Here is a 23,455-nt window from a genome sequence, read left to right as displayed (position 1 = left end):
GCCCGCCCCTGAGGGACGGGCCGGCCTCAGCCGTGCGGGTCTGCCGTCGACGGCAGATCCAGCCACCGCAGGTCTGACAGAGCGCTGTTGTCCACCACCGCACCCGTACCGGTGGCATCCCTGTGCCCAGTAGCACTCACCGCCCGACAACGGAGTCGCCCCATGTCACTGCCCGACCTTCCCCTCGACCGTCGGCGTTTCCTCACCACGGCCGCCCTCGCCGCCGGCGCCGCGGCCCTGCCCGGCCTCGTCTTCGCCGGCCGGGCCGCCGCGGCCGTACCGCCCCAGGTCACCCTGCCCGACCGCGGCATCTGGGACAACGCCACCGCCTCCGCCTGGACCGACGGGTTCCTGAGCGGAAACGGCGAGTACGGGGCCGTCTACTACGGGGCGCCCACCCTCGAGAAGATGATCCTCAACCATCACCGGTTCGTGCTGCCCAACGGCACCCGGAACGTCATGCCCCCGGTGCTCTCCGGGAAGCTCGAAGCCGCCCGGGACCAGGCGCTGGCCGGCGACTACTCCGGTGCCTCCACGACCTTCGCAGGCGGCTGGAGCCTGCGCTGGACGCAGACCTTCCACCCCGGCTACGAACTCCAGCTCAGCACCCCGGGCATGACCACGGTCAACGACTTCGCCCGCGTCACCGACTTCCGCACCGGCGAGATCACCCACACCTGGACCGACCGGTACGGCACCTGGAAGCGCCACGTCTTCGTCTCCCGCGCCGACCAGGTCATCGTCCACGAGCTGCTGCCCGCCACCGGCCGCACCGTGGACACCACCATCAGCGTCAACACCGCTCTTACGGGCGTGCCGACCAGGGTGTCCTTCTCCACCACCGCCACCGCCACCGTCGCCGGCGGCGACGGCTACCTGAACCTGCGCGGCACCTACCCCTCCGGCGGTGCCTACGGCTACGAGGGCGTCACCCGCGTCGTGGTCTCCGGCAGCGGCTCCTCCGTCACCGCCGACGGGCAGACCCTGGTGGTCGCCAAGGCCACCAGGGTGCTGCTGCTGACCAAGCTCGGCCGGTACGAGACCTCCACCGACTGGAACAGCCGGCCCCTGCAGACCGCCCTGGCCGCGCTGACGGCCGACTACGCCACCCTCCTGGGCCGCCACGCACCGAAGCACCAGGCCATGTACGACCGCTCCAGCATCGACCTGAACGTCTCCGCCGCCGACCGCCGGCTGGCCACCGGCGAGCTCATAGCCCGCCAGAACAGCAACGCGTCCGCCGTCGACGTCGCCCTGCTGGAGCGGATGTACGACTCCGGCCGCTATCTCTTCATCAGTTCCAGTGGTGTCCTGCCACCACGCCTGACCGGCATCTGGACCGGCACCTGGAACGGCTCCTGGGCCGACGACTTCACCACCGACGCCAACGTCAACCTGCAGGTCGCCGGCGGCAACATCCTCGACCTCACCGACGCCATGCAGGGCTACTTCGACCTCATCCTCGGCCAGCTCGCCCACTGGCGCGACAACGCCACCAACCTCTACGGCGCCCGCGGCTTCCTCGCCCCGTCCCGGACCGACGGCGAGTACGGGCACATGCTGCACTTCAACAACACCAGCTTCCCCGGCGAGGCCTGGACCGGCGGCGCCGACTGGCTGCTCTACCCGCTTCTGGAGTACTACCAGGTCACCGGCGACAGTGCCTTCCTGAAGAACAAGCTCGGCCCGGCCCTGATGGAGCTGGCCCTGTTCTACGAGGACTTCCTCACCCGCACCGACTCCAACGGCAAGGCCGTCTTCGTCCCCTCCTTCTCCATGGAGAACTCCCCGCTCAGCACCGGCCAGGCGTTCTCCATCAACGCCACCGGCGACATCATGGCCGGCCGGCACGCGCTCCAGGCCGCGATCGACGCGGCCGACACCCTCGGCCTGGAGCAGGGCAGCGGCCAGGGCGTGCAACGCTGGACCACCCTGCTCGGCAAGCTGCCCGACTACACCGTCAACAGCGACGGGGCGCTCGCCGAGTGGTCCTGGCCGGGCCTGACCGACCGCTACAACCACCGGCACGTCCAGCACCTGTACGGCGCCTGGCCGCTGCACGAGATCAACCCCGAGGAGGAGCCCGACCTCGTCAAGTACGCGGCCAAGGCCCTGGACAAGCGAGGCGACCAGAACTACTCCGCCCACGGCAGCCTCCACCGGGCGCTGGCCCGCGCCCGCCTGAAGGACGGCCCCGGCGTCTACGGCAACCTGCTGAAGATCTACGGCAGGAACATGGTGTGGCGGAGTCTGATGACCTCCCACAACCCCAACCTGGACATCTACAACTGCGACGCCGCCAACGCCATCCCCGGCGTCCTTGGCGAAGCGCTGGTCTACAGCCGTCCCGGCGTCCTTGAGATCCTCCCCGCCCTCCCCGACCAGCTGGGCAAGGGCACCATCAAGGGCGTCCGCGGCCGCAACCGCATCACCATCCAGTCCCTGACCTGGGACACGACGGCCCGCACCGCCACCGTCAAGCTCACCTCCGACATCGACCAGAACATCACCTTCATCTGCCGGCGCGGCATCACATCCATCAACACCGGCGCGACGGTCACTACGTCGTCGCTGGGCAACCACGCCCGCAGGGTGTCGCTGACCGCGGGAACGAGCACCACGATCACGATCGGCCTGCTGACCGGCCCCTTCAAGCTGGCCAACCGCAAGAGCGGCAAGGTCATGGACGTCTCCGGCTCCTCCACCTCCGACGGCGCGCCCGTCATCCAGTACACGTGGTCCGGCGGCGCGAACCAGCAGTGGAAGCTGCTCCCCGACCACGACGGCTCGTTCCGCCTGTCCAACGTCAACAGCGGCAAGGTGCTCGACGTCCCGGGCGGCTCCACCAGCGCCGGCACAGCCCTGGACCAGTGGTCGGACACCAACGGCACCATCCAGTGGTGGAAGCTCGTTCCAGCGGCCACCAGCGGCTACTACCGCCTCGTCAACGTCAGGAGCGGCCTGTGCGCAGACGTGCAGAGTGGATCCACCGCCGACGGCGCCAAGGTCATCCAGTGGCCCGCCAACGGCGGCTCCAACCAGGAATGGCAGCCAGTGGGGCTGTGACGGCCCTGGGCACGTGACCGGTGGCGATCCGACTCGCCGCCGCGGCCTGGATGCGTGTATGTGGACGTGGACTGACAAGGAACACTCGAATGAGCCTTCTAGGCCTGTTCGCAAAGTGGATCCTGCTCTTTGCTGATCACGTCCTGTGGGACGTGGGGGCCTGAGGAGCGGCCAGTGGGCCCAGCTTGAGTCTCTGCCGTGGGACCGGGTCATTGCCCTGTTCCGGCGTCGGCGGCAGTTTGAAGCGGTCCCGGTCCGTCCGGGCCCCGAGGCTGGGGCCGGGCAGGCCGCGCAAGCGCCCGGACCGGGTCCGGGCCGACAAGGCGTACGGTTCGCCGCGGCGCGTGGCCTGGGCTTCCCGTGTGTCCGACAGTGGCTGTTCGGGTGGTCGGCGGCGTTCGGGATATCGGTTTCGTTCGACCCGTTGACGGCGTCTCTGAGCCTCCTTTACGTTTCGTCCGCACTTCCGCACGTTGTTCGTATTTTCGAACGCGGTTCGGCGTGGTCCACCTCGGAGGCGACTACGCCCGCATCGTCAACGCCTCCACCGGCAACGTCATGGACGTTGTCAACCACGGCACGCCAACGGTACCGACGTACGCCGGTGGAGCTGGCTCAGCAACAACTGCCAGCAGTGGCGGCTCGTCCCCACGACCGCCTGATCCCGAAGGGCCGCAACAGAAACATGAGACATCTCGCCAGACGGGTTCTGGTGGCCGCGGCGGCCGCGCTCGCCGTGCTCACCACCGTGACCACCCCTGCCCAGGCGGCCGTGCCCGCGTCCCCCGCCGTCACCTTCACCAACCCGATAGCCGAGCAGCGTGCCGACCCGCACATCTTCAAGCACACCGACGGCTTCTACTACTTCACCGCCACGGTCCCCGCGTACGACAGGATCGTCATGCGCCGGGCCACCACCCTCCAGGGCCTCGCCACGGCCCCGGAGACCACGATCTGGACCAAGCACGCCACCGGTGAGATGGGCGCCCACATCTGGGCCCCGGAGATCCACTTCATCGACGGCAAGTGGTACGTCTACTTCACGGCCGGCTGGTCCAACGACATCTGGCGGATCCGCCCGTACGTCCTGGAGACCAGCGCCGCCAACCCGATCACCGGCACCTGGACCGAGAAGGGCAGGATCAGCCTGCCCATGGACACCTTCTCGCTGGACGCCACCACCTTCACGCACAACGGCACCCGCTACCTGAGCTGGGCCCAGGAGGACCCGGCGTTCGGCAAGGGCACGCAACTGTACCTGGCGAAGATGGCCAACCCCTGGACCATCACCGGCAGCCCGGTCATGATCTCCAAGCCGGACTACGCCTGGGAGACCGCCGGCGCCCGCGTCAACGAGGGCCCGGCCGTCATCCAGAAGAACGGCAAGGTCTTCATGACCTACTCGGCCAGCGCCACCAACGCCAACTACTGCCTCGGCCTGCTGACCGCCTCCGCCACCGCCGACCTGATGAACCCGGCCTCCTGGAGCAAGACGCCCACGCCGGTCCTCCAGAGCAACGACAAGACCAGCCAGTACGGCCCCGGCCACAACTCCTTCACGGTCTCCGAGGACGGCAAGTCGGACATCCTCGTCTACCACGCCCGCAACTACAGGGACATCGTCGGCGACCCGCTCAAGGACCCCAACCGCCGCACCCGCTACCAGAAGATCTACTGGAACGCCGACGGCACACCCAACTTCGGCATCCCCGTCGCCGACGGTGTCACCCCCGTCCGCTTCTCCTCGTACAACTACCCGGACAGGTTCATCCGGCACTGGGAGTTCCGGGCCAGGACCGAGGCCAACGTCACCAACCTCGCCGACTCGCAGTTCCGCGTCGTCCCCGGCCTGGCCGGCAACGGCACCGTCTCCCTCGAATCGGCCAACTTCCCCGGCTACTACCTGCGCCACAAGAACAACGAGGTGTGGGTGGAGAAGGACGACGGCACCACCCTGTTCGACAACGACGCCTCGTTCCACGAGCGGGCCGGTCTCGCCGACTCCGCGGCCGGTGTGTCGTACGAGTCGTACAACCTCCCCGGCCGGTACATCCGGCACTACAACCACCTGCTCTACACCCAGCCGGTGACCACGACCGTCGGCCGGCAGGATGCCACCTTCTACAAGCAGTAGGACCGGCCGGACGCACCGATCGGGTTTCCGCGTGACAGGAACCGGGCCGGGCGACCGGGCTACGAGAGGAGCGGAGTGATCAGTGAGCCATCGGCGCGTCACCTCAGGGCGGCGCGCGGGTGGCTCACTGTCATGAAGCGGTGCCCCTTTCGCAACAGACCCTGGCCGGGCAGGGTCCCGGAACGCGCGGGTGTCTGCCCGGGGCGTGCATCCGCTGGCGGTGCATGCTCCCTGAACAAGGGCAGGCCACGGCCGAGCCGTTCCTGCCGGAACAGCGGATCGCCCTCGACACCGCCCTGGCCGCCTGCACGGCGGGATCCGCCTGGGTGAACCACCTCGACGACACCGGTTCCATCGTCGTCGGAAACCTCGCCGACCTGGTCGTCCTGGACCGCGACCCCTGCGCCGGGCCCCCTGCGGAGAACGCCTCGACGAAGGTCACCGCCACGTACGTGGAGGGCTCGGCGGTCTACACGGCACCCTGAAGTCCGAGGCGAGGGGACACAATCTGCCTGCCCTGTGGCCCCTAATAAACGTTCATGCGAATGTTGGGAGGCGGTAGGCTGGCAGCTGAGGGGGTCCGACGGGCCCGTCCAGCGGGAGGGCGAGAGTGCCACGAGGCAGATTCGCGGCGGAACAGGTCGACGGCAGGCGTGTCAGGCGTGCCGCGTCCGGGACCGAGGACCGACGGGACCAGATCCTGCGCGCCGCCGCCGACGTCATCTGTGAACGGGGCTTCGCCGACACCCGCATCGCGCAGATCGCCGACCGGGCCGGTGTCAGCGGTGCCACCATCATCTACCACTTCCGCACGCTCGACCGCCTGCTGGTGGAGGCTCTCCAGTACGCGGAGGAACAGTTCTACGCCTCCGCCGAGCAGGTTGTCTCCGACGGCGCCACCCCCGAGGAACGCCTGCGGCTCCTGGTCGAGTGGGTCTTCTCCGCGGAGCACGACAACCGCCGGCTCTGGGCTCTGTGGCTCGACACCTGGTCGCAGGCGACGCGCCACGAAGAGGTCGCGGCAACCCGTGCGGCACAGGACGAACGGTGGCGGGCCATGATCGCCGACATCGTCCGTGAGCTTCCGCTCGAACCGGGAGACGTCGAGCGCTTTTCCGTGGGGTTCGGCGCCTTCATCGACGGGCTCACCATCCAAGTCGCCCTCGACGACCCGAGCATGACACCCGGGTTCGCGTGCGAGCTGGCCCTGTCCTATGCGAAGGCCGCACTCGGACGGTGAGTCACGTGCGGTGCTCCCGCTCCCGTCAGGACGCGCCCGTACCGGGCCCGGGGGCACCGAGGAGGGCGACGACGTTGCCGAAGACATCCTCCCCACGCCCCATCGCCGCATGCGCCGCGGGGAGTTCGGTGAAGGCGATGGTACGTCCGAGGCAGGGATCGATCTTCCCGTCGCGGACGAGGTCGTTGTAGGCGAGGGCCTGGGCGTCGTTGGTGCCGTGTGAGCCCTGCAGACGCTTCTGCCTCGTCCACTGGTAGCGCAGGTCGACGACGGCGTCGTATCCGGTGGTTCCCGCGCAGATGACGACCATGCCGCCCGGCCGGCAGACGAGGACGCTGGTGGGGATGGTGGCCGCGCCCGGGTGTTCGAAGACGATCGCGGGATCCTTTCGCTCACCGACGATGTCCCAGAGCCGCTTGCCGAAACGCCGTGCCTCGGCGGTCCACTCCTTCTGACCGACCGAGTCGTCGACGAGGGGCGGGATGCCCCAGTGGGTGAATTCCCTGCGGTCGATCCAGCCGACGGCGCCGTGGCGTTCGCTGTACTTGCCGCGTTCCCCGTCCGAGACGACGGCCACCGGCGTGGCTCCGGCGAGCCGGGCGAGCTGCGATGCCTGGGTTCCCAGACCGCCCGAGCCGCCCCAGACGAGCACGACGTCGCCCTCCTGGACGGTGTTGCCGGCCCAGCCGTGCAGCATGCGGTAGGCGGTGGTGCCGACGAGTGTGGGTGCGGCGGCCTGTTCCCAGGTCAGATGGTCGGCCTTCGGGAGCACCTGGTGGGCCTGGACGCGGGCGAACTGGCCGAACGACCCGTAGTTCGTGTCGTAGCCCCAGATCCGGGCGCTGGGCGCGATCATCTGGTCGCGGCCCTCGATGATCCAGGGGTCGTCCGCGTCCCACCATCCCGGGTGGATGACCACGTGGTCGCCGATGGTGATGCCGGTGACTTGGTCGCCGACGGCGTAGACGATGCCGGAGGCGTCGGAACCTCCGACGTGGAAGTCCTCGGTCTCGCCGCGCTTCTGGCGGGTGCCGATCTGGTCGACGGGGTAACCGCGGGCGGCCCAGACGTTGTTGTAGTTGACGCCGGCGGCCATGACGGCGACGAGTACCTCGTCCGGTCCGATGGCCGGGGTGGGCACGAGTTCGGGCCGGAACGCCCGGGCCGGGTCACCGTAGCGGTCGGGTCGTACGACCTGCGCGTGCATGTGCGTCGGCACCTGGCCCAAGGGGGGAAGGCTGCCGATGTCGACAGATGACAGGGTGGGAGTGGATACGGAACGCCGGTCGGCGTCTGTGGTGCTCATGTGCTGCCTCTCCGATGGAAATGCCGGGGCGGTTTCAGGCGAGTTGGATGGCCTTGGTCTCCAGAAACTCCTCAAGGCCGTAGCGACCGAGTTCACGGCCGTTCCCGGACTGCTTGTAGCCACCGAAGGGCGCCGCGATGTTGAACTCGGCGCCGTTGACGTCGACCTGTCCGGTGCGAAGTCGCCGCGCGATCGCCAGGCCGCTTTCCGTGGTCGCGGCCCAGACGCCGCCGTGCAGCCCGTAGCGGCTGTCGTTGGCGAGCGTGATCGCCTCGTCGAGGGTGTCGTAGGAGAGGATCACCAGCACCGGGCCGAAGATCTCTTCCTGGGCGATGGTCATCTCCGGGCTCACGTCGCCGAAGACGGTCACCTTCGCGTAGTTGCCGTCGGGCCGGTCGTCCGGATGCCCGAGTCCGCCGGTGATCAGTGCGGCTCCGGCGTCGAGCCCGGCCGCGATGTGGGACTGCACGCGGTTGTACTGGTCCGGCGATACCAGCGGGCCCAGCTCGGGTTGGATCTCGGCGGCGACGCGGGCGGCGATCCGGGCGACGGTGTCCCTCGCGGACCGCGGGGTGATGAGGCGGGTCCAGGCGTTGCAGCACTGCCCGGAGTTGGTCATGCAGGAGCGCACGGTCGCGGTGACCGCCTGCTCCAGGTCCGCGTCGGGTGTGACCAGGCTGGCCGACTTGCCTCCGAGTTCGAGCGCGACCCGTTTGACGGTCGCGGCGGCGGCCTGGCCGACCAGGGCGCCCGCCAGGGTCGATCCGGTGAAGGAGACCATGTCCACGTCGGGATGACGGCTCATCGCGTCCCCGACGACGGGGCCGGTGCCGAAGACCAGGTTGAACACGCCCGCGGGAATGCCCACTTCGTCGAGGAGTTCGGTGAAGCGGCAGGTCGCCAGGGGCGTCAGCTCGGCCGGCTTGGCCACGACCGTGCATCCCGCGGCCAGGGCCGGGACGATCTTGGCGACGAGCTGGTAGAGCGGGTAGTTCCAGGGCAGGATCGCGGCGACCACGCCGATCGGCTCCCGGGTGACGAGCGAGTTCCCGATGCGTTCCTCGTCGGGTTCGTGGGCGAGCCCGGCCACGTAGTCGTCGATGATGGCGATGGGTGTGCCGACATGCTCGCTCAGCGCGAATGCTTCCGGTGCGCCCATCTCCGTCTCGATGAGCCGGGCCAGCTCCCCGGCATGCGAGCGGAGGAGCTCGCCCAGCGCGCCGAGCAGCCGGGCCCGTTCGGCCCGTGGTGTGGCCGCCCAGCCGGGGAAGGCCGAACGGGCGGCGGCGACGGCCGCGTCCACGTCGGCGGCGCCGCCGGCGGGCGCCGATCCCACGACGAGGTGGGTGGCCGGGTCGATGACGGGTATCCGGTCCGCGGTCGTCGGCGGGCACCAACGGCCGTTGATGTAGTGGCACTTGATGTCGGTCATGGTGAGTCCTCGTCGGGGGAAGTGTCGGTCGTGAGCACGATCAGTGCGTCGACCGCTCGGGCCGTGCCGTCCGGAGCGCAGACGACGGGGTTGATGTCGATCTCGCCGATGCGTGGCGCGCCGCGCGCCAGGGCATCCATGGCCAGCAGCGCTTCGGCCAACGGTGACTGCCACGTCTCGAGCCCGGCCCGGCTGATCACGAGCCGCACCAGCTCGGGGGTGAGAGGGCCGACGAAGGTGACCGGTGTGGTGCTCTCGACCTGGGTGCCGCCACGGCCCAGGGCGTAGACCGGCCCCCAGACCGGATCGCGCACCATGCCGCAGAACACCTCGAGGCCTGGGGCGACCTGTTCGGCCACGAGCACGCGGCCGGCCAGTCGCGTCGCGGCGTCGGACACCGCTTCGGGGCCGTTCAGGTTGAGCATGACGCCACCCGCGCGTGCCTTGTGGGCCGGGCCGTCCGTCTTGACGACCACCGGGAACCCGAGCGTCCTCGCCGCCTCGACGGCGTCGTCGGGCGACTCGGCGAGAAGGCGCCGGGCGAAGGCGACGCCGGTCCGTTCCAGCAGGGCCGAGGAGTCGAACTCGGAGAGCGGACCTGCGGGCAGCCCGGCCAGTCCGCCGGCGATGCCGGCCGTGCGCGGGGGCGGCACCGCCGCCTTCGGCAGGCCCGCTCCCGCGGACCAGGTGGCGGCTCGGGCGATGGCCGTCAGGCCTGATCCGATGCCTTTGAGCAGGCAGACGTCATGCTCGGCGGCATAGCGGGCGAGGGCTTCGGGAGGGTCGGTGTGATGCACCGTCGTCACCGCGGTGAAGGTGTTCGTACGACGGCCCGCGTCGGCCAGGGCGCGCACGACCGCGCCGCACCACGTCTGCTCGGTCTCGCCCCGGTGGCATGACAGGTCGACCTGCCCGATCAGGAGGTCGTACACACCGGCGTCGGCCAGTGCTTCGATCGCGGCCGAGAACGCGGCCACCGGTTCGGCGATCGCCCACGGGTCGAGCGGGTTGCTCGTCGGCAGCAGCGGATGGTCGGCGCGCAGTCGCCGCTGGATCGACTCCGGGAGGGCGGGAAAGGTCAGCCCGTTGCGCTCGGCGTGGTCACCCAGCAGGGCGGCTTCGGCTCCGGACTCGGTGACCGCGCCGATCCTTCCTCCGGTGGGCCGGCGTGCGGTCGAGAACGCGCCGAGGAGTTCGATCATCTCCGGCAGGTCGTCCACCTGGAGGACACCGTGGGAGCGCAGCACGGCGGAGAAGGCCGCGTGTGACCCGACGATCGCGCCGGTGTGCGCGAGGGCGGCGCGGTGGGCCTGTTCGCTGCGCCCGATCTTCAGGCACACCACGGGCTTGCCCGCCTCGGCCGCGACGCGCAGGGCTTGGCGGAAGGCGTGGGGCCGGCGCACCGTCTCCAGGAACAGCCCGATCACCCTGGTCGTCGGATCGGCCGCGAAGTGGGCGACCCAGTCCGCGGCGTCACGGTTGAGTTCCGCGCCGCAGGAGACGACGCCGCTGAAGCCGTAGCGCGGGCCGAGCGCGAGGAACGCGTCGGCTATGGAGCCCGACTGGCTCACGATCGCGACCGGGCCCGGCAGGAAGGACGCGGGGATGGTCCCGAGCCAGGCCGAGGGCGAATCCGGGCTGGCGGAGCCCATGCAGTTGGGGCCGAGGACCGCGGCTGCGAAGTCCTCGGCGATCCGGTGCAACTCCCGCACGGCGGCCGGGCCGTCGGCTCCGGATTCGACACCGAGGCCGGGGACCACGAACGACCGCACGCCGAGCGCGAGAGCGTCTCGCATACTCGCCGCGATGGTCGCCGGGCCCACGGCGAGCACCGCGAGTTCGGGTGGTGCCGGCAACGCCGACAGCGACGGGACACACGGTAGTCCGGCCACTTCGGAGTTGCTCGGATGGATCCCTACGGCCTCGGCCGTGCCCCGTCGGACGTTGGCGACGAGTTCGAGGTTGCGCCGTGACGCGCCGACCAGCGCGACCGACCGCGGCGCGAGGATGGCTCGCAGGCCGCTGGTACGCAGCGCGTCGCGTGGGGCGTCGGTCGGTGGCTGGGCGCGGGGCGGCGTGGCGGGTCGGGCGGTGGACTGCGCACTGCTCATGGTTCTCCCGTCCGTTCCTCGTCGGGAAGTGGGTGACCGAAGGGCTCAGCGCGACACGGCCGCCACGAAGGTGCGGAAGTTCCGCGCGAACAGATCGATGTCCGCCTGGTCGTGCTGCGCCGACAGCAGCCACTGCTCGACCTTGCCCCACGGCGGCAGGAACGCCCCTCCGTTGTGCTGCACCAGCCAGTGCGCGTGGCTGTAGCGGTCGTCGACGCCGAGGAAGTCACGGAAGTCACGGACCCGCTCCGGCTTGAAGATGACGCACCCCTTCGCGCCGACACTGACGACGTTCCACCGCACGCCCGCGTCCGCGATGGTCTGCTCCATCTGCTGTTGCAGAGAGGAGGCGAGACGGTCGAGGCGGCCGTACGTCTCGTCGGTCAGCACTTCGGCGAGGGTGGCGCGGGCGGCGGCCATGGCCAGGGGGTTGCCGTTGAAGGTGCCGACCTGCTCGTAACGGCCGTCGACGATCGCGCCCATGACCTCGGCGGTACCGCCGATCGCGGCGACCGAGATGCCGCCGCCCAGCGCCTTGGCCAGGCACACGATGTCCGGTACGACGCCGTAGCGGGCCGTCGCCCCACCGGGTCCGGTGGTGAATCCCGTCTTGACCTCGTCGAAGGTCAGCAGTGCGCTGTGCTGGTGGAGCAGGGTGCGCAGGCCGTCCAGGTAGCCCGGGTCGGGAGGGATGATGCCCGCGTTCATCATGACCGGCTCAAGGATCATGCCGGCGATCCGGCCGCGGTGCTCGACCAGTGCCCGCTCGACCGCGGACAGGTCGTTGAAGGGGACGATCACGGCCAGATCGGTGATCGCCCGCGGGATGCCGCCGTTGGCGGTCACGCGGTTCGGGCGCTCACGGCTGCCGATCTGTTCGGCGGCGGGCATCACCGAGACCTGCACCGAGTCGTGGTGGCCGTGGTAGCCGCCCTCCAGCTTCAGGTACAGGTCCCGGCCGGTCACGGCGCGCATCAGATGGATCGCGTCCATGGTGGACTCGGTGCCGGAGTTGCCGAAGCGCCACAGCGGGAGGCCGAAGCGGCGCGACAGTTCCCGGCCGACCCAGATGGCGTCCTCGGTCGGCTGGGCGAAGTGCGTGCCCCGGCGGACCCGGTCGGAGACCGCCGCGACGATGGCCGGGTGCGCGTGGCCGGCGATCGACGCGCCGTAGCCGCCGTGCATGTCCACGTACTCGTTGCCGTCGACGTCGTACACCTTCGACCCGGCGCCGTGGCTCATCCAGACCGACTGCGGCTTGGCGATCTGCCAGCTCGACGTCGCGCCTCCGGCGAGGTACCGGCTCGCCTCCTCGACCAGCTCCGCGCTGCGCGGCTGGCGCTTCAGAAAGATTCTCTGCTGCTCGGCGATCACCTCGTCGACGGTGTCGAGGCAGGGTGAGTCCTGGGCTTGGGACATGGGTGAACCTGACCTTCCCGCGTATCTAATAAACGTTCATTTGAAAGTGTGGAAGCGAGTGGATGTGCGTGTCAAGGGCGAAGCAAGGTACGGCTGAGACCGTCCCTGGATCCCCCCCACCGACAGCGGTGCGGCAGCCGGGCGTACGGCCGGTGAATGTTCCGACGCCAGGCGCGCGGGGACGGCCGCCGAGCCCTTCACCGTCAGCGGCTGGTCCCGCGAGCCCGAGGCGCGTTTCTTCACGCTGCCGAGCCCGCTCGATCCGGACGACTTCAACATCTCGTTCATCAAGGAACTGCCCCTGGAGTGCCTGGAGGGCGAGGGCACGCGCCGGGGCCGTGCCGTCACCTGCCGCACGACGCCCGACGACGTGATCAACGAGTTGTTCGCAGCAGCACACAACGGCGGGGTGAACGGCCAGGGACAGGGTGGCGCGTACGCCCGACTGCACGCCTGGAACAGTCTGTACGCGCTGATGGGGCTGCCCGACGACACCCCGTTCCCGGAGGCGGTGCTCCGCGCTGCCGACCAACGGTGGCTGCGTTTCATGGCGTTCACGGACTGGTTCCACCACGACACGGCGGACGTGGCTTTCGCCGTACTCGACCCCAGCCGTACGCGGGTCGCGGTGCTGGCGGCGACCGATACGGATGTCGACGGGTAGAAAGGGGCACGCCCCGCGGGCCTCACCCTGGGCACATCGGGACGTTCCTCGTTCGCCCGGCCGCTCCGTGACGGACGACCGACCACCTCACGCTCTTCACCTTGATCCCTTCCGCTGGTGGGCCACGGGCGACGAGTTCGGGTGGATACTCCAGGCCGCGCAGGCGCGCGCGGATGCGGCAGGAGATATTGACTGGCTGGTGTCGGCCGACTCCTCGATCGTGCACGCCCACCAGCAAGGGGCGCCGGGCGCTCGGATGTTCCCAAGGCGGCCTGGCCAGCAAGATTCATCTGGCCTGCGATGCCTTCGTCCGCTGGCTCGCGCTGATGGGCGCGGGCGTCTACACCAACAACTGCACCTGGTTCACCACCGCCAGGCGGCTGTGCGGGTTCAATGGCATCGGCAAGTCCGAACCGCTCAAGGGAGCCTGTCGGGCACTGGTCGCGACGCATCGACGACGAACACCGCTTCGTCAACCGAGCCGACGACAAAGAGGTCGAGATCCTCAATGCTCGCTGTCACTGCACCAACTAGGTCCGCGTCGCTGCATGTAGGCAAGCCGCCGGTGTGCACCCGATGTGCAAGGTCTCTGGTCACTCAGAACGCCCACGCAGATCAGAGGCGCCGTTTTCACGATCCCGCCACTGTCCCCGGCGTACAGCCCGACTCGTCTGCCGCTAGAGGCACCTGACCAGCTAATTTGCAGGTCAGGTGCCCTTTTTGGGCAGATCGAAGGGCTTAGCCCGACCCAGCTCCACACCGGTTCAAACGGGACCGCGCGGCTGCGTACGTAGCCATGAGAGTAGCCATGACTTGTGGGGGCGGAGACGGGCGTCAGGTCGGTCGAGTCAAGTGCAGGCGGCCTCTGTCCTTGGGCATTCGTGTGGTCCTGCCGTGATGCCACAGCGTGCGGTGAAACCTCTCGCAGCCTGTACCTCTCCGATAGCCCTGCTGGGCGTGGGAGCACTCCTCGACTGATCGTCAGCGGCCGGGACCGATCTACCGCAGCAGACAGGCAACCGCCCGCGCCTTTGCCGGTCGCTCTAAGCGGACGAGTGCTCAGGATGGCTCTTCAGGCAGGAGCCCCAGCTGCCCCAGGAAGTCCATCTCGTCGAAGTAGAGCCGGTAGTCGACGATCCGGCCGTCCGCCACGGTGGCGATGTCCACCCCGCGGATCCTGATCTCCTTCTGGGTCGCGGGAAGGGTCTCCCCGGAGGGCAGATGCAGCGGCCCGGTGTTCCTGCCGCTGAAGAACCCCTCGTCGATGGCCGTGTCGCCGGCCTCGTACGCGTGCAACGACTCGAACGTGGCCTCGGGGACCGCCTCCGTCATCTGCCGCCAGTACTCCACGATACTGTCGCGCCCGCGGATCTCCCCCTCGTCGGGGGTGACAGCGACCGCGTCCTCGGCATACAGCTCGGCGATGACCTTCAGATCCGGGTGTGTGGTGAGCGCATCCGTGAGCCGGTCCATGACCTCACGAGCCTGTCCCATGATCCACCTCCTCAGCTACGGATCACCCACTTCATTCTCCCACCGCGGCCGCGCACGAGCAGACCAGAGAACCCCCGGTTGCCCTGCCCCACGCCGTTAGAGGGCATCTGATCAACGTTCACGACGTTGTGGGCGTGATGCCCGTTTCGATTCGCCAGGCTGGTGTGGATTCTCCGGTGAGTTCGCGGCTCATTTTGTACGCCCTGCCCTGGGGCACAGTCCCTGCCCATTTTTGGCGTCGCCGAATTCGCCCGCCCCTGACGTCGGTGCCTGCCGTCGCAGGGTGCCGTGCACGATGCGGTTCTGCCGCTCCGAGGCATGAAGCGGCACATTCGTCCGTCCCCAGGGCGGGGTCGCCGCCGACGGGCAGTGTGCCTGTCACCTCGGCTTCAGCGAGTTGTCCCGCGCTCTGTCGGCGAACCCATCCCGGCCGCGCATCGCCGATTGCCGGCCAGGCCGGCCCTCCTGCCCGGGCTGTGGCGCTTCGTGCGCCGAAGAAATTTGGGATCAAACTTGCCAGGTCCATTGACGTGCTCTCGGCTGAAATCTATCTTCTGGTCGAACTTGCGAACAGTGTTCGAGTTTTCGAACCCTTTGTCGCCCGGCCCGCCACTGCGGGGTCTCCGGTCGCTGCCACGCCCAGGCGGAAACCGCGGCTCTCCGCACGACGCTGGACCTGGCGACGAAGACGTCGGCCGGGGCGGTGACCACGATCGCACTGGGCCCGGACGCCCGTACGCTCTACGCCACCCGCGCACCGGCCGACGGGAGGCCGAGCAACGAGACATGGGACACCGCGCACCACCGCCGGACGGCGGTCCTCGCGGCCCTGGCCGGCAGCCATCTGGCCGTCCGCCCCGACGGCGGGCTGTTGGTCGGGGACAATCGCACGGCGGCCCTGCCCGGCGGCCAGGTCTCAGGCCGCGACCTCGTCCAGGGCGACGAGATCGGAGCTCTCGCCTTCGCCGCCGACGGCTCGCGACTGGCGGTGGGGGATCAGGCTGGCCGAGTGGCGCTGTGGGACGGGAAGCTGCGGGCGCGGGCGGGGGTGCTGCGGAACGTCTTCCCCGAGCTTGCGGACAGCACGTCCGACGCGCGCTTCGGCGACTCCTCGGAAGCCGTCAGGGCCCTCGCGGTCAGCCCCGACGGCCGCACCCTGGCGGTGGGCGGCGAGTCGGGATCCCTGCAGCTGTGGGACATCGCCACACGGCAGCCCCTCGGCGACCCGCTGACGACGCCCGGTGAGGCGATCGATACCGTGGCGTTCAGCGCCGACAGCGGCACGGTGTACGCGGGCAGCGCGCACGTCCCGCTGCAGCGGTACACCGTCGACACCTCCCAGGCGGTCGTCCGGATCTGCGCCCGTGTCCGCGGTGCCGGGCTGACGAAGGACCAGTGGCGTACTTACGTGCCCGACGCGCCGTACCGCCGAGTGTGCGGCGGTTGATTCCCTGGCTGGCAGCGCCGGCGGGCGCAGCGCCCGGCGGTGGCATGGCGCCCCGCGCTGCTGAGTGGGGAGTCTCGCGTGGGCCGCGGTCCGGGGCAGGTGGTCGAGCCGCATCCTCTGCCCTCTGTGGCATTGCTCCGCAGCCGCGCCCGATGCGACCGGGCGCGGTGTTCCGTCAGTAGCGGGACCCCTGCCGGCCGGACATGCATGGAGCGCACTGTGAGCAACCGCAGACCGGCACCGGCGCCCGGCCCGCCCCGCCCGGCGGGTTCGCACGGCTGGAGACGGAGGCGGCCGACACCTGGCCGGACGACACCGCCGACGGCTTCGCCTCCGTCAACACCCTCGGGCAGGACGGTACTTTCAACGACCTGCGGCACATGGCCGACGGCCTCATCGACAGCCGCAAGGACACCACCTCCGTGAGGGTGTCCTGGAACAAGTTCAGCAACAACAAGACCTTCGGCATCGGCTGGACCGAGAACACCACCGTCGATCTGACGATCCACCACAACTGGCTGCGCGAGACCGAGCAGCGCAACCCCTCCGCCGACAACCTCGCCCACGCGCCCGGAGGCAACCGCGCGTTCCAGCGACGCCGACGCATGGCGGGACGTCCCCACGACCGAGGCGCAGTGCCGCCGTGCGGACGGGGTCGTCCTCAACTCCGGGGTGACGTCGGCCGCCATCACCCTTGAGACGGAGATCCACTACTCCTGAGCGAGCGCAGGCCTGCACGACGTCGAGTCGTATACCGAGGTCGGTCACCACCGCGGACGGCCGCGCCTGTACCCCACCTGCGAGGACATCGAGGATGACCGCTTTTGCGGTGGCGTACGACTGGGGTGGCAGCTGAAACCCGTGGGAAACAGGGTCTTGTCCGTGACTTAAAACGACGGTTAGTTTAACCGCCATTCGAAGTCCGGCCTGATCGCCCGGGCGACCTCCACGGCGTGTGCATGCTTCAAAGAAGGGCAGTGCCATGACGCTTGACAGAGCGCAGGTTTCTCGTCGGGGTTTTCTGGGACTGGGAGTCGCGGCGGGCGTCATCACGCTCACAGCGTGCGGTTCCAGCAGCGGTTCGGGTGACGAGCCCCTGGTGATGACGGTGTGGGGCGGCGAGACCGACCGGGCCACGTATCAGAAGCGCATCAACCTGCTGGTGAAGAAGTACCCCGACCTGAAGGTCAAGCTCCAGCTGATCCCGTCGGATTCGTACCCGCAGAAGGTGCAGACGATGATCGCGGGCGGCAAGGGCCCGGACATCATGCAGGTCGCGGAGAACGTCAACGTCTACTCGAGCAAGAACCAGCTCCTGCCGCTCGACGACCTCGCCAAGAGCGCCGGACTGGACCTGGCGAAGCGGTTCGGGGCGATCGGGTCGGTCTACTCGTACCAGGACAAGGTCTACGCGATACCGGACCGTTCCGGCGCGATGATCGTCTACTACAACAAGACCCTGTTCGAGTCGAAGGGCATCAAGGCGCCGACGGCCGACTGGACTTGGGACGACGCCCTCGACGCGTTCAAGGAGCTGACGAGCAAGGGCAAGACGTGGGGCTACGGGGGCGCGGGCTGGTGGCCCCAGTGGTGGAGCTTCGCGTACCAGAACGGCGGCGCCATCATCGACGCGGACGGCAGGCCGGCGGTGGACAGCGACGAGGTCGTAGAGGCGTTGCAGTGGGCAGGCGACCTGATGTTCAAGCACGGCGTGGTGCCGACGAAGGCGCAGTACGCCGACATGGGCGCGGACGTCGGCGGCGACCAGGCCTTCGCCAACGGCAAGGTCGCGGTCAACACCACCGGGTTCTGGGCCATCGCCGGCCTCACGAAGACCAAGTTCGAGTGGGACATCGCGCCGATGTGGCGCGGCAAGAAGCAGGCCGTGGCCTCCTTCGGCAGTGGCCTCGCCATCTCCCGTACCGCGAAGAACCGCGACAACGCCTTCAAGGCGATCGACTTCCTCACCTCGCCCGAAGCCCAGCAGCAGATCATCTCCACCGGTCAGGATGTGCCGGCCAGCATCGAGGTGCAGAAGAGCGACGCGTTCCTCAAGCCGGCGTGGATGAAGACGCCGGTGGACATGGGCGTGTTCGCCGAGTCGAGCTCCTTCCTCTTCAAGGCCCCGTTCATTCCCGAGTGGAACGAGATGCAGGCGGCGTTCGACACGGGACTGGCCGACTTCTGGCTCGGCAAGCAGAAGAACGCCAAGACCGCGCTCACCGCGGTCCAGAAGAGCCTCGAGTCCATCATCAAGTCCGCGGGATGACCGGCGATGGCGATGTCGCGGTTGCGGCGCCGTGAGGCGCTCTGGTTCTACCTGTTCGTCTCACCGTGGGTGATCGGGTTCCTCGCGTTCCTGCTCGGACCGATGATCGCGTCGATCTACCTCTCGATGACGGACTGGGACTCCTTCACTCCGCCCAAGTGGGTCGGTCTGGACAACTACGTCAAGCTGCTCACCGAGGATCCCGTGTTCTGGAAGGCCCTCGGGAACACCTTCCATTACGCGGCGATATCCGTCCCGCTCGGACTGCTGATCGGGCTGTGGCTGGCGAACCTGCTCAACAAGCAGGTCCGTGCCCGCAAGCTGTTCCGCACCCTGATCTACCTGCCGACGCTGGTACCCCTGGTCGCCGCGTCGATGGCCTTCCGGGTGGTGCTCGCCCCGTCGGGTCCGCTCAACGACGTGCTCGGGCTGGTCGGTATCTCCGGCCCGCAGTGGTTGCTGGACCCGACCTGGGTGAAGTTCGCGCTGATCCTGCTGTCGGTGTGGAGCGCCGGCAGCGCGACCGTCCTGCTGCTCGCGGCCATGAAGGGCATTCCGCAGGAGCTGTACGAGGCGGCCGAGGTCGACGGCGCCGGCCCGGTGCGGCAGTTCTGGAGCATCACGGTGCCGCATCTGACCCCTGTCATCTTCTTCAACCTGGTGATGGGGCTGATCGCGGCGTTCCAGATCTTCTCGCAGGTGTACATCCTCACCCCGAAGGCGTCCCAGCCCGGAACCTACAACGCGAGCCAGACGACGGTGCCTTACCTGTTCGACCAGGCGTTCTCCTACTACCACATGGGCTACGCGTCGGCGATCTCGTGGCTGCTGTTCGCCGTGATCCTGGTGTTCACCCTGCTGGCCTTCCGCACCACCCGCCGCTGGGTGTTCTACGAGACCGAGGTGAAGTGATGGCGGCCGTGGTATCCACCGCTGCGCCACAGCAGCAGCAAGGTGAAAAGCGCCAGGACGACGAAAGGCGCGCGAGCCATGCGCCCCGCGTCCTGCGGGTGTTCCGAGCGACGCCGTTCACCTACGCGATGCTGATCGTCGTGTCGGCGATTCTCTCGACCCCGTTGGTGTTCGCAGTCTCGATCGCGCTGGCGAGCGACCACACGGTGACCACCAACACGTTCACCATCTTCCCGCACGAGTTCGAGTGGGAGAACTTCACCCGGGTGTTCGGCACGGATCTGCCGATGGGCCGGTTCCTGGTGAGCTCGCTGATCATCTCGGTCGGTTCGGTCATCGGCCAGATGGTGTCGAGCGGTCTGGTCGGCTACGCGTTCGCCCGCCTGCGGGCCCCCGGGAAGAACGTGATGTTCCTCGTCGTCATCGCGACGATGATGATTCCGACGCAGATCACGATGATTCCGCAGTTCATCCTGTTCAAGGACCTGGGCTGGGTGAACACCTATCTGCCGCTGATCGTGCCGAACTTCTTCTCGAACGCGTTCAACGTCTTCCTGGTACGCCAGTTCGTGTCCCGCCTGCCGAATCAGCTCGACGAGGCGGCCATGGTGGACGGGCTCGGATTCTTCGGCATCTACCGGCGCATCATGCTCCCGATGCTGTGGCCCGTGCTGATCGCGATCGGCATCTTCACCCTGACGTACACCTGGGGTGACTTCATGGGGCCGCTGATCTACCTCAACGACGAGTCGAAGATGCCGCTGGCGCTGGGCGTGCAGTACATCACCACCACAGCGGTGGCGGGCCAGCCGCCACCGTGGAACCTGGTGATGGTCGGCTCGATCCTGCTCACGCTGCCGATGATCGCCGTCTACTACCTCGGCCAGCGGTATCTGTACGAAATGGACATCAGCGGCGGAAGCGCGGGGGTCAAGTGAGTCGTCCGACAGTCCTCAACAGCGGTATCCAGCTCGACGCCCGGGGCATCGGGACCGAGGACGGTCCGCGCGTCGTGCTGTGCGCGTCACTGTTCTACTTCCGCCTTCCGCGGGAGCAGTGGCGTGCGCGGCTCGAACAGGTACGGGCCTCGGGCTACACCTGCGTGGACGTCTACCTGCCGTGGAACTTCCACGAGACGGCGCCCGGCCGCTGGTCCTTCGAGGGCAGACGCGACGTCGCCGCCTTCCTGGACCTCGCGCAGGAGACCGGGCTGTACGTCATCGCGCGGCCGGGCCCGTACATCTGCTCCGAGTGGGACGGCGGCGCGCTGCCGGCCTGGCTGGGCCTCGACCCGGAGTTGAGGGTCCGTCAGCACGAACCGCGCTTCCTCGACCGGGTCACCGCCTGGTTCGAGCAGGTGCTGCCCCTCCTCGCCGAGCGCCAGTACCCGGCGGGCGGTCCCGTCATCATGGTGCAGTTGGAGAACGAGCTGGACTTCTTCGACTGCGAGGACCGCGCGGGGTATCTGACCGCCCTGCGTGACCAGGCGACCCGTCACGGCATCACCGTTCCGCTGATCGCCTGCTCCGGGCAGGGCGACATCGAAGGAGCCACCGGGAACGTCCCCGGCGTCGTACCGGCGTGCAACTTCTACCCGGACGACGACTCCCCGGACATCGAGGCCGAGGTACGGCGCTACACCGAGCTGCTGGCGGACCGCGACCTGCCACTGCTGATCACCGAGACGAACCGGCGCCATCGGACGCTGCGGCGGCTCCTGGCGAGCGGCGCCTCGCTGATCGCGCCCTATCTCCAGTCGTCCGGCTGGAACTTCGGGTACACGCCGTCCACGGGGAACTGGGGCGACCCCGGCAACTTCATGAGCCACGGCTACGACTTCGGCGGTTACGTCTCGTCCTCCGGTGCCGAACGGCCCGAGTTCGCCCAGGGCCAGGTGCTGGCGCGCGTGATCGACACCCTGGGACCGAGACTGGCGCTCGCCACCTCGGCCCTGCCCCGCGTGCAGGTCACCGCCGACTTCCCGACCAGTTCGTCACCGTCGGCTCTGGACCTCGACGAAGGCGGCCAGCTCATCGCCGTACCGCATCTCGGTACGGCACCGGGCAGGGCGGTCGTGAGGGGCGTGTCGGTCGCCGTCGCTCCGGACTCGTGTCCGCTGATGCTGGTGGACGTACCGCTGCCGTCCTGGGGTTGCGACGCGACGCTCACTCTGGCGTCCGCGGACCTGGTGGGGGCGTCGGACGGCGTACTGACGTTCTCCTCCGAGGTGCCGGTCACCGTCGTACTGGGCGGAACCCGGGTCGAGATCCCGGCGCCGGCGGTCGGCACGCCCGAGCGGACGGCCGCCGAGGGACTGACGCTTGTCGCGCTGGCGCCGACGGACGCCGCACGCCTGCGAGCGACTGACCGCGACGGCACGGTGCACCTGACCGACGTGCCGCCCCGGCCGAGCACGACGCCGCCCACCGCCGTACGGGATGTGCGGCAACGACCGGCCGTCGCTCCCGAGGAGCCGGCGGGCACCCACGAGCTGCCGCCGACGCTGGAGTCGCTCGGCGTGTACCGGGGGCGCGGAACCTACCGGACCACGGCGGATCTGACGGGTGTCGACGAACTGCTGCTGGTCGGCGCGGCGGACATCGTCGACCTGTCGATCGCCGGACGGGTGCATCCCACGATCGCCGGATTCGGTGCTGCACAGCGGATCGACGTCCACGAGGCGACCGGCCGCGTCGCCGTCGAGGCCTTCGTGGAGATCTGGGGGCATGCGAACTTCGACGACGCGCGCCTGCCGGCACTCCGCCTCGGCGCACTGCGCGGACTTGGCACGCTGTGGACGGTCCGGGACGTCGCGGACGTGTCGGCCCTGTGGTCGGTGCACGGCCACTGGGCGGGCGGGCCGGCGCCCCTGCGCGGACTCGGCGGGTGGAGCAGCACCCGCGTCGGCCTCCCCGTCACCTACACGCGCGAGATCCGGTCGGCCACCGCGTCGGCGCTGCACGTGCTGGGCGTGGTCGAGCCGGTGCGCGTGAGCGTGGACAACGGCGAGCCGCGCACCGTCCACGCCGAGGACCCCTGGATCCTGCTGCCCGCCGGAACGCATCAGATCTCGGTCACGATGCCGCACCACCCCAGTGGCGGCGGCCTCCGTGCCGAGTTGCTCACTCTTGAACCAGTGACGGACTGGTCGTGCGCCGTACAGGACGACGACCTGCTGACCGGCTTCGCCGTCGAGGCCGGCCCTACGCGGGACGTCCAGCTGCCGCTGGCCTTGGAACCGGGAGAGGAGACGTGGATCGACCTCGATCTGCCCCCGTCCGACGACGGCTTCCTGGTGCGACTGGACGGATCACAGCTCCGGGTGACCGGATGGGCCGCCGGGGAGTGCGTGGGCCGTGTCTGGGTCGGCGACCGACCGGCCTTCTCGGGCGGAGATGCCAACGTCCTCTGGATCCCAGCGGGATGGTCCGGATTGACCCTGCTGTTGCGGGGCACCGCCGGGCCGGGCAGTCCGGAGCTCCGTACGCTGCGGCTGGAGTCTCCTGACGGCTGAAGGAGAATGGTGGCGCGGCACACGGCCCGTGATCTTCGCAGCGAAAACCGTTTCGAGGTTCTGCACGCTCTACTCGAACTCGGGACGTCCACCCGCCAGGAACTCGCCCGGCACACCGGACTCAGTCCGGCGACCGTGGCGACCCTGGTCACCGAGTTCCTGTCCGGAGGCGTACTGCACATCACCGCGGTGGAGCGCAACACCGGGGGACGGCCGCAGGAGCGGCTGACCATCGATCCCGACCGCGGCCGCATCGTCGGCGTCGACGTGGCCGAGACCTACGTCGACGCCACGGTGTACGACCTCGCGCTCGGCGCGCTCGGCCACGGTGAGGCCGCGCTCGACGCTCCTCCGGGATCGTGACCCTAGCCGAGGTGGGGCGCCGTGGCGCCGACGCCTGACGTACGACACGTCCGGCCCCGGCGCCTGGCGTACGAGACGGACTCG

16 protein-coding genes and 2 pseudogenes are annotated in these 23,455 nt (G+C 69.0%); 13 read left to right on the top strand and 5 right to left on the bottom strand.

Annotated features, from left to right (window positions below; all coding sequences use genetic code 11):
• The first annotated feature begins 162 nt into the window (after positions 1-162).
• From FGD71_RS27260 to FGD71_RS27235, 4 genes are all read left to right on the top strand, one after another.
• Complete coding sequence (locus tag FGD71_RS27260) at positions 163-3,066, top strand: glycosyl hydrolase family 95 catalytic domain-containing protein (RefSeq protein ID WP_119103171.1); 2,904 nt, start codon at positions 163-165, stop codon at positions 3,064-3,066.
• Positions 3,067-3,751: 685 nt separating this feature from the next.
• On the top strand, positions 3,752-5,200 hold the full coding sequence (locus FGD71_RS27245; RefSeq protein WP_119103179.1) for a family 43 glycosylhydrolase: 1,449 nt from the start codon (positions 3,752-3,754) through the stop codon (positions 5,198-5,200).
• 224 nt (positions 5,201-5,424) lie between these two features.
• The gene (locus FGD71_RS27240; RefSeq protein ID WP_119103170.1) at positions 5,425-5,685 is read left to right on the top strand and encodes an amidohydrolase family protein; all 261 of its coding nucleotides are present in this window, start codon (positions 5,425-5,427) and stop codon (positions 5,683-5,685) included.
• 125 nt (positions 5,686-5,810) lie between these two features.
• On the top strand, positions 5,811-6,440 hold the full coding sequence (locus FGD71_RS27235) for a TetR/AcrR family transcriptional regulator (protein WP_119103169.1): 630 nt from the start codon (positions 5,811-5,813) through the stop codon (positions 6,438-6,440).
• Positions 6,441-6,465: 25 nt separating this feature from the next.
• On the opposite strand, the gene ccrA is transcribed toward FGD71_RS27235, so the two are convergent.
• Genes ccrA through FGD71_RS27215 form a run of 4 tightly spaced genes read right to left on the bottom strand, consistent with a single transcriptional unit; the run spans position 6,466 to position 12,708 of the window.
• Complete coding sequence (ccrA, locus tag FGD71_RS27230; RefSeq protein WP_119103168.1) at positions 6,466-7,746, bottom strand: crotonyl-CoA carboxylase/reductase; 1,281 nt, start codon at positions 7,744-7,746, stop codon at positions 6,466-6,468.
• 34 nt (positions 7,747-7,780) lie between these two features.
• The gene (locus FGD71_RS27225; RefSeq protein WP_420878353.1) at positions 7,781-9,169 is read right to left on the bottom strand and encodes an aldehyde dehydrogenase family protein; all 1,389 of its coding nucleotides are present in this window, start codon (positions 9,167-9,169) and stop codon (positions 7,781-7,783) included.
• A 5-nt stretch (positions 9,170-9,174) separates the two neighbouring features.
• Positions 9,175-11,289, bottom strand: a complete 2,115-nt coding sequence (locus tag FGD71_RS27220) for an acetate--CoA ligase family protein (RefSeq protein WP_119103166.1) — start codon at positions 11,287-11,289, stop codon at positions 9,175-9,177.
• 45 nt (positions 11,290-11,334) lie between these two features.
• On the bottom strand, positions 11,335-12,708 hold the full coding sequence (locus FGD71_RS27215; RefSeq protein WP_119103165.1) for an aspartate aminotransferase family protein: 1,374 nt from the start codon (positions 12,706-12,708) through the stop codon (positions 11,335-11,337).
• 109 nt (positions 12,709-12,817) lie between these two features.
• On the opposite strand from FGD71_RS27215, the gene FGD71_RS48020 reads away from it, so the two are divergent.
• Entirely contained in the window at positions 12,818-13,372 is a 555-nt protein-coding gene (locus tag FGD71_RS48020) for a DUF6183 family protein (protein WP_219925802.1), read from the top strand.
• Positions 13,373-13,698: 326 nt separating this feature from the next.
• Positions 13,699-13,906, top strand: a pseudogene (locus FGD71_RS27200) (Txe/YoeB family addiction module toxin).
• Positions 13,907-14,431: 525 nt separating this feature from the next.
• Here the strand turns inward: FGD71_RS27200 and FGD71_RS27195 are convergent.
• Positions 14,432-14,866 (bottom strand): ester cyclase, encoded by a 435-nt coding sequence (locus FGD71_RS27195; protein ID WP_119103164.1) that lies wholly within the window; start codon positions 14,864-14,866, stop codon positions 14,432-14,434.
• A gap of 703 nt (positions 14,867-15,569) precedes the next feature.
• Between FGD71_RS27195 and FGD71_RS27185 the strand changes: the two genes are divergently transcribed.
• The 7 genes and pseudogenes from FGD71_RS27185 (at position 15,570) to FGD71_RS27155 (ending at position 23,371) form a co-directional block, all read left to right on the top strand.
• Positions 15,570-16,313, top strand: coding sequence for a WD40 repeat domain-containing protein (locus FGD71_RS27185; RefSeq protein ID WP_240436790.1), 744 nt, complete (start codon positions 15,570-15,572; stop codon positions 16,311-16,313).
• 365 nt (positions 16,314-16,678) lie between these two features.
• A pseudogene (locus tag FGD71_RS27180) lies at positions 16,679-16,882 on the top strand (pectinesterase family protein); the annotation flags it as partial.
• Positions 16,883-17,295: 413 nt separating this feature from the next.
• Positions 17,296-18,582: an ABC transporter substrate-binding protein gene (locus tag FGD71_RS27175; protein ID WP_119103162.1), complete on the top strand. Its 1,287-nt coding sequence runs from the start codon at positions 17,296-17,298 to the stop codon at positions 18,580-18,582.
• 6 nt (positions 18,583-18,588) lie between these two features.
• Positions 18,589-19,494 carry a carbohydrate ABC transporter permease gene (locus FGD71_RS27170; RefSeq protein WP_119103161.1) on the top strand — a complete coding sequence of 302 codons (906 nt, stop codon included), beginning with the start codon at positions 18,589-18,591 and terminating at the stop codon, positions 19,492-19,494.
• Positions 19,494-20,432, top strand: coding sequence for a carbohydrate ABC transporter permease (locus FGD71_RS27165; RefSeq protein ID WP_119103160.1), 939 nt, complete (start codon positions 19,494-19,496; stop codon positions 20,430-20,432). Before FGD71_RS27170 ends, FGD71_RS27165 begins: the two co-directional genes overlap by 1 nt.
• Positions 20,429-23,008, top strand: a complete 2,580-nt coding sequence (locus tag FGD71_RS27160; protein WP_119103159.1) for a beta-galactosidase — start codon at positions 20,429-20,431, stop codon at positions 23,006-23,008. Before FGD71_RS27165 ends, FGD71_RS27160 begins: the two co-directional genes overlap by 4 nt.
• A 9-nt stretch (positions 23,009-23,017) precedes the next feature.
• Positions 23,018-23,371, top strand: coding sequence for a winged helix-turn-helix domain-containing protein (locus FGD71_RS27155; protein ID WP_244951223.1), 354 nt, complete (start codon positions 23,018-23,020; stop codon positions 23,369-23,371).
• Positions 23,372-23,455: the final 84 nt, after the last annotated feature.

The sequence above is a fragment of the Streptomyces sporangiiformans genome (assembly GCF_005768555.2).
GTDB lineage: Bacteria > Actinomycetota > Actinomycetes > Streptomycetales > Streptomycetaceae > Streptomyces > Streptomyces sporangiiformans.
The sequence above is the reverse complement of the archived record's forward strand: the minus strand, read 5'-3'. Positions and strand labels throughout refer to the sequence as shown.

Coding starts and splice junctions, on each gene's coding strand:
- FGD71_RS27220 (WP_119103166.1), bottom strand. CDS start 11,289: ATGAGCAGTGCGCAGTCCACCGCCCGACCCGCCACGCCGCCCCGCGCC.
- FGD71_RS27165 (WP_119103160.1), top strand. CDS start 19,494: ATGGCGGCCGTGGTATCCACCGCTGCGCCACAGCAGCAGCAAGGTGAA.
- ccrA (WP_119103168.1), bottom strand. CDS start 7,746: ATGAGCACCACAGACGCCGACCGGCGTTCCGTATCCACTCCCACCCTG.
- FGD71_RS27240 (WP_119103170.1), top strand. CDS start 5,425: ATGCTCCCTGAACAAGGGCAGGCCACGGCCGAGCCGTTCCTGCCGGAA.
- FGD71_RS27245 (WP_119103179.1), top strand. CDS start 3,752: ATGAGACATCTCGCCAGACGGGTTCTGGTGGCCGCGGCGGCCGCGCTC.
- FGD71_RS27170 (WP_119103161.1), top strand. CDS start 18,589: ATGGCGATGTCGCGGTTGCGGCGCCGTGAGGCGCTCTGGTTCTACCTG.
- FGD71_RS27260 (WP_119103171.1), top strand. CDS start 163: ATGTCACTGCCCGACCTTCCCCTCGACCGTCGGCGTTTCCTCACCACG.
- FGD71_RS27195 (WP_119103164.1), bottom strand. CDS start 14,866: ATGGGACAGGCTCGTGAGGTCATGGACCGGCTCACGGATGCGCTCACC.
- FGD71_RS27215 (WP_119103165.1), bottom strand. CDS start 12,708: ATGTCCCAAGCCCAGGACTCACCCTGCCTCGACACCGTCGACGAGGTG.
- FGD71_RS27175 (WP_119103162.1), top strand. CDS start 17,296: ATGACGCTTGACAGAGCGCAGGTTTCTCGTCGGGGTTTTCTGGGACTG.